Annotated in this window: 11 protein-coding genes; 9 read left to right on the forward strand and 2 right to left on the reverse strand. The window is 42.0% G+C overall.

Going from position 1 to position 13488, the window contains the following annotated elements; translation table 11 throughout:
- Positions 1 to 139 precede the first annotated feature (139 nt).
- Positions 140 to 946, forward strand: a complete 807-nt coding sequence (locus ACPZ3T_RS28800) for a DUF928 domain-containing protein (protein ID WP_490272833.1) — start codon at positions 140 to 142, stop codon at positions 944 to 946.
- Positions 947 to 1119: 173 nt separating this feature from the next.
- On the opposite strand, the gene ACPZ3T_RS28805 is transcribed toward ACPZ3T_RS28800, so the two are convergent.
- Positions 1120 to 2250, reverse strand: coding sequence for a glycerophosphodiester phosphodiesterase (locus ACPZ3T_RS28805; RefSeq protein ID WP_490272834.1), 1131 nt, complete (start codon positions 2248 to 2250; stop codon positions 1120 to 1122).
- A gap of 1009 nt (positions 2251 to 3259) precedes the next feature.
- On the opposite strand from ACPZ3T_RS28805, the gene ACPZ3T_RS28810 reads away from it, so the two are divergent.
- The 6 genes from ACPZ3T_RS28810 (at position 3260) to ACPZ3T_RS28835 (ending at position 8175) form a co-directional block, all read left to right on the forward strand.
- A complete protein-coding gene (locus ACPZ3T_RS28810) occupies positions 3260 to 3760 on the forward strand; it encodes a DUF2231 domain-containing protein (protein ID WP_490272835.1) in 501 nt (166 codons plus the stop codon).
- Positions 3757 to 4362 carry a DUF2231 domain-containing protein gene (locus ACPZ3T_RS28815; protein WP_490272836.1) on the forward strand — a complete coding sequence of 202 codons (606 nt, stop codon included), beginning with the start codon at positions 3757 to 3759 and terminating at the stop codon, positions 4360 to 4362. Before ACPZ3T_RS28810 ends, ACPZ3T_RS28815 begins: the two co-directional genes overlap by 4 nt.
- A gap of 93 nt (positions 4363 to 4455) precedes the next feature.
- A complete protein-coding gene (locus ACPZ3T_RS28820) occupies positions 4456 to 4578 on the forward strand; it encodes a hypothetical protein (protein ID WP_490272837.1) in 123 nt (40 codons plus the stop codon).
- A 10-nt stretch (positions 4579 to 4588) separates the two neighbouring features.
- Positions 4589 to 5515 carry a cytochrome c oxidase subunit II gene (locus ACPZ3T_RS28825; RefSeq protein ID WP_490272838.1) on the forward strand — a complete coding sequence of 309 codons (927 nt, stop codon included), beginning with the start codon at positions 4589 to 4591 and terminating at the stop codon, positions 5513 to 5515.
- 108 nt (positions 5516 to 5623) lie between these two features.
- Positions 5624 to 7294 (forward strand): cytochrome c oxidase subunit I, encoded by a 1671-nt coding sequence (gene ctaD / locus ACPZ3T_RS28830; protein ID WP_490272839.1) that lies wholly within the window; start codon positions 5624 to 5626, stop codon positions 7292 to 7294.
- 263 nt (positions 7295 to 7557) lie between these two features.
- On the forward strand, positions 7558 to 8175 hold the full coding sequence (locus ACPZ3T_RS28835) for a cytochrome c oxidase subunit 3 (protein ID WP_490272840.1): 618 nt from the start codon (positions 7558 to 7560) through the stop codon (positions 8173 to 8175).
- Positions 8176 to 8472: 297 nt separating this feature from the next.
- On the opposite strand, the gene metH is transcribed toward ACPZ3T_RS28835, so the two are convergent.
- Entirely contained in the window at positions 8473 to 12003 is a 3531-nt protein-coding gene (gene metH, locus ACPZ3T_RS28840) for a methionine synthase (RefSeq protein ID WP_490272841.1), read from the reverse strand.
- A 29-nt stretch (positions 12004 to 12032) separates the two neighbouring features.
- Between metH and ACPZ3T_RS28845 the strand changes: the two genes are divergently transcribed.
- Together ACPZ3T_RS28845 and ACPZ3T_RS28850 are read left to right on the forward strand one after the other, a co-directional pair.
- Complete coding sequence (locus tag ACPZ3T_RS28845) at positions 12033 to 12164, forward strand: hypothetical protein (RefSeq protein ID WP_490272842.1); 132 nt, start codon at positions 12033 to 12035, stop codon at positions 12162 to 12164.
- 303 nt (positions 12165 to 12467) lie between these two features.
- A complete protein-coding gene (locus ACPZ3T_RS28850; RefSeq protein ID WP_490272844.1) occupies positions 12468 to 13325 on the forward strand; it encodes a peptidoglycan recognition protein family protein in 858 nt (285 codons plus the stop codon).
- The last annotated feature ends 163 nt before the right edge of the window (positions 13326 to 13488 follow it).

Genomic DNA, 13488 nt, shown 5'->3' on the forward strand with positions numbered 1-13488 from the left:
TGGTATATCTACTGATATGACTGCCATATCGGAACTTTCTAGTTTATGGGAAAGTCACTAATAAGTAATTGTTGTTAATAAAACTCATTAAATCTTTAACAGATTGAATAATTGCCAAGGCTGACTATTATCAAAAATTATGCTAAAAAAGACTCTGCTATTAATCACACTAAGTTTAACTTTAGCTCCACAGGTGTTGTTGACTACACTTACAGCCACGGCAACATCAACAACTAACAAAACAAACTTAATTTCCCAAATTCCACAACCCAGGTTTACCCCTCGTCGTCGTTCCCTATTAAGATTTAAAGTACCTGGAATTAGAGGTTCTCGCAATTTAGAAGCAGGAGCAGCAAGAGGTCAATGTACACCTGAAGCTATTGGTGCAGTCTTACCGACTAAACCCGCCGAAATGTCAGCTACAGAAATTCCTGTAGAATTAACATTAAGCGATCGCCCGACATTTTTTGTCAATGTCCCTGAAACCTCTGCTCAACAAGCTGCCTTTATGTTACGGAATGAGTCAGGAGACGAAATCCTACTAGAAAAGACATTGACTCTCAAAGCTAACAACGGCATCATGAGTTATACCCTACCGGCTGATTTTTCTGGGTTAGAGGTAGGTAAAAAATATCAATGGCGATTTTCCTTATTATGCGATCCCACAGGAGGCGATCGCAGTGGCGATTCTATAGCCAGTGGTTGGATAGAACGAGTAGAACCCACCGCCGAAATAGCTACACAATTGCAAACATCAACACCCAAGCAACGGGTATTCATCTATGCAGAAAACGGTTATTGGCATGATACCGTCAAAGCCTTAGCTGATTTACGTACAGAAAAACCCAATGACTTTACTTTAATTAGAGATTGGATGGACTTATTTAAATCAGTAGGTTTGAGTACAATGGCCAATCGTCCCATAATTGCACTCACAACCGATTAAATCAGTTATTCAATTTTAGATTTGGGATTTTAGATTTTAGATTCAATCCCAAATGCAAAATTTAAAATCTACAATTCCGAGAGTGAACAGTTATCAGCTATAGTTCAAGATTCTTTGCTGATAACTGATAACCGTCAAAACCCTCATCTTAATTACGAATTACGAATTACCAATTATTTCCGCCGACGCAATAACCAGCCAAACATCGGTATAATTCCCAAACCAAACATAGCACCAGGCTCAGGAACTAAAGCAGAACGTACTTTAAATGCCGTGTCGGGATTATCGCTAAATACCCCATCAATGCCAGTCTTGTAAAACTGTCTGTACTCTTCTTCGGGATTATTTTGTAAATTCGCAGGTAAGAAAACATTCTCATCCCGAAATGTCCAAGCGTGAACGAGTAAACCAGCCGCATGAGCATCATCAACTAAAGTTGTCGGAGAAGATAAATTACCCCCAACTCTAGGAATAATCAAATTTTTGTTAGCACCAATCCCATTAGCATAGGTAGCGATTTCTGCCAACCCTAATGGTGTAATTAAATCAGCATAAGTACGAGCATCTCCACTCAGTACAAAATCATAGGGTTTACCACCACTACTAACAAGTTGTACTAAAGAGACATCAGTTAATGTATTCAAATCTTTTAAATTGCTGACTTCAAAAGATTGAATGTAAACTGGTGCAGTTTCATCAGTATAGCCATTGGCATTTAAAACACTGACCAAAATTTCTTCCATTGATAAGCCAATAGAATCAAAGTAACTGGGGTGCTTAGTTTCAGGATAAATACCAATAGTACGTCCCAAGGATGCGCTTTTTGTCTTGGCTAAATCAATGACTTCTTGCAAAGTTGGCACTTCAAACAATCCATCAAAAGCCGTGTTATCTGGACGAATAGCGGGGATTCTTTCAATAGCGCGGAGAGTTTTCAACTCAGCTAAGGTAAAATCTTCTGTAAACCAGCCTGATATACTTTGCCCATCAATCACTTTAGTTGTGAAACGGTCAGCAAACTCAGCAATGCTAGCAACGTTGGTTGTTCCAGAAATTTCGTTTTCGTGACGCGCTACCAAATAACCATCTTTAGTGGCGACCAAATCAGGTTCAATATAATCAGCCCCCATTTCAATCGCTAGTTCATAAGCAGCTAAAGTATGCTCAGGACGATAACCACTAGCACCTCGATGTCCGATGACAATAGGGGGTTGACCCGTTAATGTTCCAGCGAGAACTTTTTCAGTTGGCATAATAGATATTGTAGCCATTCCCAGCAAAAAAGCTCCTAAGAAATGCCGCATGATTTCTCCTCACAAGTATTTGGTTACAGGTAGATGACTTAAATCAGTTGTCAGTTATCAGTTATCAGTTATCAAAGGGATGGTGTGGTGTGGAGAGCGCACTAACGCCTACCAGCACTAGGGGACTTAGCTCCAGGGATTTTACTGATAACTGTTTACTGTTCACTATGGGTAAGTTTCCGTAAAAACACTTGAGTTAGATTAGAAAACAAACGTTAAAACTCAATTAAACTTTAATTATGTAAATCTTAAATTTATCATCCAGTACAAACTATAAGAGTTGATTCGTAAAAACTTGGATATTTAGTAGAGTACGTAAGTACTGACGCACCATAGATTTTGGGTATTTCTTTATCTGCGTCTATCTGCGTACATCTGCGTTTAATACTCATTACTCATTACTCATTACTCATTACTCATTACTAACTGCCTCAAAATATTATTAATGAACATTTTTGAGTTTCATATAAATCAACCTAAGTTACTTTTTAAATTACCAATAAGTGATTATTAATAATATTTATATTCTAGCCAAGATAATGGTAATTTTAATCACAAATTAACAATTAACGAATGTTGCGATCGCACATTTAAATATTTTGTATATGCCATATACTAAAACAGCAAGGAAGGATACATTATAAAAGACTTGTTTTTGCTAATCAAATAAATTTAAAAAAAATTTGAATAAGTTTTGACAAGTATTGAAAAAATCCTTAAGCTAATAGATAGGTCTCCCTAAATCAACAAACAACAGCAATTTTGTTAGGTAAATTAAAAATCGTTGTTGTAGCTTATCAGTATGAACAAATCAATTAAACTCAATCCTTGACTATAAATAATAGCCTCACAAAATGTGACAACAAGTGGGCTAATCATAGGGTGATCAGATTTCGCTACGACTATCTGATTCACTAATTCTGGTCATGGATGAATGCCTATCTTGATATGAGTTGATGCCGATTATTGAGATGAAACTGAGGTGAGGCGATATGCCTAGGAGAGTAGAATGCTTGATTATCTTACATCTTTGAATGACCACAATTTACCCTACCCAGACACACTTCATCCTATCGTTGTTCACTTTGTGATTGCGATGGTTTTGTTTGCTTTCGCCTGTGATGCCATTGGTTTTTTTACAGGTAAAAGCCGTTTTTTTGAAGTAGGTTGGTGGAATCTATTTGTAGCAACCATTGCCATTTTTGTGGCCATTATTTTTGGTCAATTTGAAGCTGGTTTGGCAAAACCCTACGAAGTGGCTAAGTCAGTGCTAAACCTACATACACTCATTGGCTGGTCACTGTCGGGTATTCTGGCGGCGATAACAGCTTGGCGTTATGTTCTCCGCATCCGTGACCCCCAAAGAATCCCCGTTCACTACTTGGGAGTCGGGTTAATTTTAGTCTTACTTGTGGGTATGCAAGTCTACCTCGGAGATGAACTTGTTTGGGTGTATGGGCTGCACACAGTCCCAGTTGTTGAAGCTGTCAAGGATGGAATGCTGCCATGAACTCAGAACTAATTGACCAATTAAATATCCAATTAGGAGCTAACGGATTACCTTACACCATTCCGATTCATCCTAACCTAGTCCATTTGACTTTGGGCTTATTCATCATTGGCATTACCTTTGATATCGTTGCTGTTCTCTTTCCCTTCCAGAAATGGGTGTTCAAATTTTTGGGGTTGAGTGTAGAACGGGAAAACCTCTTTGATGTTGGTTGGTACAACATGGTAGGTTCAACCGTCATCACCTTTTTCACAGTAGCCGCAGGCTTTTATGAAATGTTCCTCGCCACCCCAACCCCTGATATCAAAAGTGCTTGGGGATTACAAGCCATGCAAACGATGCTTTGGCATGGAGTAGGGGGTGTATTTCTCTTAGGGTTGATTGCTTTGATGACTCTATGGAGAGCATGGCAGCGTTATGTATGGTCTGACGGCAAAGAGCAACAAGTGCAGTGGGGCTATTTAGCCGCAGGTGTATTCATCATGTTCATTATGTATCTCCACGGCACTTTAGGAGCGCAACTAGCTGCTGAATTTGGCGTACACAACACCGCCGATAGCCTACTGCGCTTGGGAGAAAACCTCAACACCGTACTTAAGTAGAAGAAAGCAGAGGGAGATAAGGGAGACAAGGTAGACAAGGGAGACAAGGTAGACAAGGTAGACAAGGTAGACAAGGGAGAAATATTTACCCCAATGCCCAATGCCCAATGCCCAATGCCCAATTCCCAATGCCCAATGCCCAATGCCCAATGCCCAATGCCCAATGCCCAATGCCCAATGCCCAATGCCCCATGCCCATTGACTCGTGACTATTGACTATTGGACTATGAAAATCCCCCAATTTCTCAATATTTTGATATTGGTAGTAGGAGCGATCGCTATTTCTACTATCAGTCTCTGGATAGGTAAAGTAGCCTATTCCTGGTTGCCCCCCCAAGCTGCTGCTGAATCTCACCTGATTGATGATTTATTTAGCTTTTTGGTGACTCTGGGCGCGTTTATCTTTCTGGGAGTAACAGCCGTTCTGTTTTACTCCTTACTGTTCCACCGGGCAGCCGCAGACGATTTGAGTGATGGCCCTCACATTGAGGGTAATGTCACCCTAGAAGTAATTTGGACAGCTATCCCTATTTTCTTGGTATTTTGGATTGCTGGCTATAGCTACCAAATTTATGAACAAATGGGGATTCAAGGTTCTACAGCCTTGGTACACCTACACAACCCAATAGAAATGAAGTCAGCTTATGCTGCAACCAATGAAGAAGATGAAGCAGGTTTAGCTGCACCCAGCGAAAAAATTGACGTTCTCGCTAAACAATGGGCGTGGGTGTTCCACTATCCCGAAAAAGATGTTACCAGTACAGAGTTGCATTTACCAAGCGATCGCCGTGTACATTTAGCTTTACAATCCCAAGATGTCCTCCACGGCTTCTACATCCCTGCATTCCGCGTCAAACAAGACATCGTTCCCAACCAAACAATTGACTTTGAATTTACCCCCATCCGGGAAGGTCAATATCGTCTGACAGATTCCCAATATAGCGGTACATACTTCGCCACTATGGAGGCGAATGTAGTTGTGGAATCTCCAGAAGACTATGACAAATGGTTAACTAAAGCTGCCACTCACAAACCCATGCCAGCCTACAACCAAGCTGCGGCTGAATATGCTCAAACAGCCACTCAGTCAGTCAAAACAGGTTGGGAAACCGTTGCACCCGCACCTGCACCTTTGGTTAATTATCCTGGCTAGGACAATTCGTAATTCGTAATTCGTAATTACGTTTTGTAGCGGGGATTTTAATTAGACATCACAACGGGAGATTTAAACCTCCAAACTTGGTTAAAAGGAATTTCAGCGATGACAAATATCCCTATAGAAAGGCTTAATCTCCCTGTGGAGAAGCCGCACCACGGTTCTGGCGGTGACTGGAGAGAGTATTTTAGCTTTAGCACCGACCACAAAGTTATAGGTATTCAATACCTTGTTACTTCTTTCATTTTCTTTCTCGTCGGCGGTATATTCGCCATGATTCTGCGGGGAGAATTGATTACCCCCGAAGCAGATTTAGTTGACCGTACCGTCTATAACGGGATGTTCACCATGCACGGCACTGTGATGCTGTTCTTGTGGACTTTCCCTTCTCTAGTTGGTTTAGCTAACTACTTAGTACCCCTAATGATTGGGGCGCGGGATATGGCTTTCCCTCGCCTCAACGCTGCCGCCTTTTGGATGGTTCCTGTTGTGGGGATTCTCCTCATGGCTAGCTTTTTTGTCCCCGGAGGCCCAGCCCAAGCTGGTTGGTGGGCTTATCCCCCTGTGAGTATCCAAAATCCCACAGGCCGCTTATTTAATGGGCAAGTAATTTGGCTATTGGCAGTTGCTATCTCTGGTGTGTCCTCAATTATGGGGGCTGTGAACTTTGTGACTACCGTAGTCAAAATGCGTGCGCCAGGGATGGGCTTCTTTCGGATGCCTCTGTTTGTTTGGGCAGTATTTAGCGCGCAGATTATCCAATTATTTGGTTTACCTGCCCTAACTGCCGGTGCAGTCATGTTGTTACTTGACATCACCGTTGGCACTGGCTTTTTTAACCCCAGTAATGGCGGTAATCCGGTGATGTTCCAGCATTATTTCTGGTTCTACTCTCACCCTGCGGTTTATGTAATTATTCTGCCCATTTTCGGGGTATTTTCAGAAATTTTCCCAGTTTACGCCCGTAAGCCTCTATTTGGCTACAAAGTAGTTGCCCTTTCCTCGATGCTGATTGCTGTAGTCAGTGCCATTGTTTGGGTACACCATATGTATGTGAGTGGCACACCAGCTTGGATGCGGATGCTGTTCATGATGACTACGATGTTAGTATCTGTACCCACTGGGATTAAAGTATTTGCTTGGGTAGCAACTATCTGGGGTGGCAAAATCCGCCTGAATACACCCATGTTATTCGCTTTGGGTGGTTTGATTATGTTTGTGTTTGCGGGTATCGTCGGGATCATGCTTTCCTCTGTACCCGTTGATGTTCATGTTAATAACACTTACTTTGTTGTTGGACACTTCCACTATGTCCTCTATGGAACAGTGACGATGGGAATGTATGCAGCCATCTATCACTGGTTTCCCAAAATGACTGGACGTATGTACCACGAAGGTTGGGGCAAAGTACATTTTTGGTTGGCATTTATCGGTACGAACCTCAACTTCCTGCCAATGCACCCCCTAGGATTACAAGGGATGTTACGCCGGGTTGCTTCCTATGCACCAGAGTATCAAGACTGGAATATTCTTGCTAGCTTGGGTGCATTCTTATTGGGTATGTCTACATTACCCTTCATCTTCAATATGTTAGTTTCTTGGATGCAAGGTGAGAAAGCACCTGATAATCCTTGGCGCGCCATTGGTTTGGAGTGGTTGGTATCTTCTCCCCCACCAGTAGAAAACTTTGAAGAGATTCCTGTAGTGATTTCTGAACCCTACGGTTATGGTAAATCTGAACCGTTAGTTGCAGAAGCACATAGTCATCAAGATTAGGAAGATGTAATTGAGGAAGAGTTTCCAGACGAGAAGAATGAGTTTTTTCGTCTGGTGTTTCCCTAACAGCACTGACTGAACTAAGACAATTAGCATGATGCAGCAAGGAGTTGTAGGTTGGGTTAACGGAAGGAAACCCAACATGGATATTGGTGTTGGGTTTCCCTTCATTCAAATGCCACTCGCCCCAAGCCAGGAGATCCATCCAAGGCTACATCTAATGCACTAACAGAAATTACAGTACACAACTAATAATTGCACCAATGGATAGCTCTATTGTTTCAGATGAATTGCAACAACCGTTGCATCACGCAGGTGGTGAACATGGACACGACGAAGAAGGCAATAAAATGTTTGGTTTTATTGTGTTCTTGTTATCTGAGAGTGTGATTTTCTTAAGCTTTTTTGCTGGCTATATTGTCTATAAACTCTCAAATCCTGATAATTGGCTACCACCCGGTATTTCTGGTTTAGAAGTTAAAGAACCGGCAATTAATACTGTGGTACTGGTTGCTAGTAGTTTTGTAATTTATTTTGCAGAAGTCGCCCTCAAACGCCACGATTTACGATTATTCCGCATCTTTTTATCAATAACAATGCTGATGGGTGGCTACTTTTTAGTAGGACAGGGCATTGAATGGAGTAACCTAGAATTTGGGTTTACTTCTGGTACATTTGGCGGGATGTTTTACCTGCTCACAGGTTTCCACGGTTTGCACGTTTTGACCGGGATTTTGTTACAGTTGATGATTCTTTTGCGATCGTTTGTTCCTGGTAACTACGATAATGGCCACTTTGGTGTTAATGCTACTTCTTTGTTCTGGCACTTTGTTGATGTGATTTGGATTATTTTGTTTGTCATGCTCTACATTTGGCAGTAGAGTTTACCAGGGTGTAGGGAAGACGACGTTGGTGGGGGACTTGTAATACCATTTCACAAAAAATATGATGCAAATGTAGGTTGGGTTGAGGAACGAAACCCAACACATCAAAGTCTTATGATTGTTGGGTTTCACTTCGTACCCCTACGGGGAAGCAAGCTACAACCCAACCTACGCATCTGTTTCATTATTTTCATGAATTGGTATAACCCTATGGTTGTTGAGTCTGTCTATCCACCCTAAACCCCGCACCCTACCCCCTACACCCTGTTCATAATTGCGTCAGTCTTGCTTAAATTAAGCAGTGAAATATTTCGCTATTGGGTGATAGCTAATAATCGCTGTTGTAGACTGTTCTGGATAAAGTTGCTCACTTTCATCCATATATAAATTAATTCTGTCAGTCTGCAATAACTCCAGCTGCTTGTACTGGTCTTGAATATTCGGACAAGCCGGATAGCCAAAACTATACCGTGAACCACGATAACGCTGTGCTAAGATATCTCGAATATTATCCGGTTCTTCCCCATCAAAACCTAACTCACAGCGAATCCTGGCGTGTGTCCATTCAGCTAAGGCTTCCGCGACTTGCACAGCTAAGCCGTGAAAATACAGGTAATCTGTGTATTGATTATCTGCAAATAATTTTTGTGCGTATTCCGTAGCAATTTCCCCGACAGTTACCGCCTGCATGGGGAAAACATCAATGATTCCTGAGTCTTTAGGGGCAAAGAAATCTGCAATACAGAGCCTTTTTGATGACTTTTGGCGAGGAAATTCAAACTTAGCTACTTCTTGAGATTGTGGATTATTGCTTTCATAGATATACAAAGTATTACCCTCAGATTGACAAGGAAAATACCCGTAAATTACTTGGGGATGCAATAGATTTTCAGCAATAATGCGCTGTTTCCAAGTTTCCAAAATTGGATAAACTTTCTCATTTAAGAAAGCTTGATATTCTTCTTTAGATTGTTCCTTGGGTTTGCGGAATTGCCACTGTCCAGCAATCAAAGCTTGTAAATCTAAATGCCAGAATATTTCCTCAATGGGAATATCACTAGGTTGTAAGAGTTTCGTTCCCCAGAATGGCGGTGTAGGACGTTTTATATCTACTGCTACTGCTTCCGAACGGCGGGTGTCTATGGGGGCTGGGGACTGGGGACTGGGGACTGGGGACTGGGAAGCGAGAGATTTTTCTTTAGTAGTCTCTGGTTCTTGAGTATCTACTTCATCCAAGAATCCTTGTAAGTCATCCCAGTTATGAGATGCTTTGGCTGGCATTAATTTATCCATGAAATGCAAGTCAGAGAAAGCATCTTTGCCATATACTACCTTCCCTTTGTAGGTATTTTGGCAATCTTGATTCACGAATTTGGGAGTTAACGCCGCACCACCTAAAATTACAGGTACGGTAATTCCTTTTTCGTTGAATACCTCCAAGTTTTCTTTCATGAAAGCGGTTGACTTCACCAACAAGCCACTCATGGCTATACAATCAGGTTTGTGTTGGTTGTAAGCTTCGATAATGTTTTCTACGGGTTGTTTAATTCCCAGATTAATCACCTTGTAACCGTTGTTAGACAAAATAATGTCTACTAAGTTTTTACCAATGTCGTGAACGTCACCTTTTACCGTGGCAATAATTACTGTTCCTTTGGCATTATTTCCCGCCTCGGATTTTTCCATGAAGGGTTCAAGATACGCTACAGCTGCTTTCATAGTTTCGGCCGACTGTAACACAAAGGGTAATTGCATTTGCCCTGAACCGAACAACTCACCCACAACTTTCATGCCATCTAGCAGGAAGGTGTTAATAATTTCTAGGGGGGGATATTGTTCTAAAGCTTTATTTAACTGTGCTTCTAAGCCGATGCGTTCACCGTCAATGATGTGGCGTTTGAGGCGTTCTTCTAGGGGTAGATTTTCATCAACACCTGTATTGCGTTTAGCTTTGACACCCTCAAATAATTTCGTTAATTCTCCTAGGGGATCGTAAACGCAAACATCACCTTCAAATTGACGCTCATCATAGATTAACTTGCGACAAACTTCTTGATGATGGGCTTCTATCTTCGACAGTGGTAAAATCTTGCTAGCACTAACGATCGCAGCATCCATCCCAACTGCCATTGCTTCATGCAGGAACATTGAGTTCAAAACAATTCGCGCGGCTGGACTTAAACCGAAAGATATATTAGACACACCCAAAATCACATGACATCCCGGCAATTCTTGGCGAATACGGCGAATTGATTCAATAGTTGCCTTGCCATTTTCTCGGTCTTCCTCAATCCCCGTAGAAATAGGTAGAGCCAGAGTATCAAAAAAGATTTCATGGGCAGCAATACCATATTCCACAGCTTGACGGTAAGCACGCTGGGCAATTTGAAACTTCTTCTCTGCTGTCCGCGCCATGCCGTCTTCGTCAATTGTGCCGATAACTACACCTGAACCATATTTCTTAGCTAATTCCAGCACCTTTAAAAAGCGCGGTTCACCATCTTCATAGTTGGTGGAGTTCAGTAAACACTTACCCCCAGCTACCTTTAAACCCGCCTCCATCTTTTCCCATTCGGTGGAGTCCAACATTAAAGGCAGTGTGACATTATTAACAATACGAGACACCAACTCGTGCATATCATGCACACCGTCGCGTCCCACATAATCAACGTTCACATCTAGGATATGCGCGCCTTCTTTCACTTGCGCCCTAGCCATTGACACTAGTCCGTCCCAGTCTTCCGCGTTTAATAAATCACGGCACTTTTTAGAACCACTGGCGTTGAGACGTTCACCGACAATCAAGAAAGAATTATCTTGCTCGTAGGGTTGAGTAGAATAAATTGATGCAGCCGCAGGTTCGAGACTTGGCTGTCTGACTTTTGGTTTTAGTTCTTTGGCAATTTCAGCCAATTGTTGAATGTGTTCTGGACGTGTCCCACAGCAACCCCCAATCACTTGGACACCCAAATCTTCAACAAAGTGCATCAACGCCATACGTAATTCTATCGGTGTTAAGCGGTAATGTGCTTGACCACCAACGTTTTCTGGTAAACCAGCATTAGGAACGCAAGAAACCACAAATGGCGAATGTTCCGATAAATATTTGATGTGTGGTTTCATCAAGTCTGGCCCGGTGGCACAGTTAAGACCGAGAATATCAATTGGGTAGGGTTCTAAAATCGTCAACACTGCGCTGATTTCTGAACCGACTAGCATTGTCCCCATGCTTTCCATTGTTACGGAAACCATTAGGGGTATCCGTTCCCCTTTTTTGGCAAAGACTTCTTCAATACCGTTCAACGCTGCTTTAATTTGCAGCACATCTTGGCAAGTTTCGACGATAAATAAATCAACTCCGCCATCAAATAATGCTTCAGCTTGTTCGGCAAACGAAGTTTTTAAGGTGTCAAAGTCAATATGTCCCAAGGTGGGTAGTTTGGTGGTGGGGCCGATAGAACCCGCTACAAATCGGGGTTTCTCTGGGGTGGAAAATTCCGCCGCCACACTTTTGGCTAGTTCGGCGGCGGTTTTGTTGAGGTAGTATGTTTGGTCAGCTAGGTCATATTCTGCCAATACAATTGATGTACCGCCGAAAGTATCGGTTTCGATGACATCTGCACCCACAGCGAGGAAGTCACGGTGAACTTTGGCAACGGCTTCGGGTTTGGTGTGGACTAGATATTCATTACAACCTTCGTATTGCGCGCCGCCAAAGTCTGCTGCTGTCAGGTTTTGGGTTTGTAGGTTAGTCCCCATTGCACCATCAAAGACGATAACTGGTCTATCTGGACTACGCAAGTGTTTGAGGAAAGGATGGGTCATATTTTCACAAGACGAAATGAGTAGACGAGGTGAGTGTTTTAATACTCAACTTGATCTATTATTTTCCACATTTGCCAGAGTTGCGTGAAAGTTTGGGTAAAGTGGGTATGGGAATATTATCGAAGCGATCGCAGATCATCACTATAGCGATTCTCAGTTAAGTGAGGTACAGATAATATTTTGAAACGCAGAGGAGCGCAGAGTAAAGCGCAGAGAGAAGTATGAGCGGCGGCTTCCGCCGATCATAACTTCGGTGGGTACGCAGAGATTTTTGCCTCAGCAGACTAGGAAACGCTATACGGCTTTGCTTATTCCTTTTTACCTATGTCTAACGCCAGATTATAAAACATAAATGTCTGCATTTAAATAAGTACATGGCAAGAAAAACTGATGATTTTTAGTCAGAGTTTGATTAAAATTAAGATATTGAAATATTTATTAACTATTTAGTAATCATAAAAAAAATGCAGTTTAGAGACTGGGCAACTAGGGTAATATTAATTTCTCTGGTATTTGTGGCTTTAAGTGTGACTTTATTAATAGGGGAAGTCAGAAAACTCAAAACCGAGACACCAACATCACAACCGGATGCGATCGCCTGGAGTCAATACCCCCCAGCACAGTTACAATCTAATAACATTACACTCCCACCATCACAAAATATCCTCAAATCTACCCCCAATCCACCCCAGATTTTAAATAGGTATCAAACAACACAAGCTTTTGCTCAATACAAACCCCGGTATTTAGTGGCGGCGGTAGACCCCAGCAACTACGGCGTAAGATTTACCAAAGATGTGAATGGTGTGCCTGTCAATCATCAACCAATTGTTGTGATTCACGAAACTAGTAATAGTGCATCGAGCGCAGTAAATTTCTTTCAAAGACCCCATACAGATGAAAATGTACAGGCGAGTTACCATGCCATTATCGCTTTAGATGGGACTGTGATTTATCTTGTCCCTCCTGCGTATCGCGCTTTTGGTGCAGGTAACTCTGTGTTTGTCGGTGCAAATGGGGAAGAAACTGTCCAGACTAACGCTAATTTCCCGCCATCAGTGAATAATTTTGCTTATCATGTTTCTTTAGAAACACCCCCAGACGGACGGGGAAATAATTTTTTAAAGTCTCATAGTGGTTACACTGAAGCACAATATCATTCTTTAGCTTGGTTAATTGCCCAAAGTCAAGTTCCAGGCGATCGCATCACCACCCACAAAGCCGTAGACCGTTCAGGACAACGAGTAGACCCCTTAAGTTTTGATTTTGATAAATTTATGGGTTTACTAGAAACCTATCGGCAGGTAATTCGTAATTCGTAATTCGTAATTTGTAATTCGTAATTCCTATAGGAATCGTACTTGATTATTGAACAGATACATAGTAGCGTGGCAAGCTACGTAATTCGTAATTCCTATGGTATAGCGTCAAAGGGTAATTCTAGTTGGGTGGAAGTTGAATATCTGGTGCAGCCAGGGTAGTTTC

This window comes from Aliinostoc maniaoense, assembly GCF_058172895.1.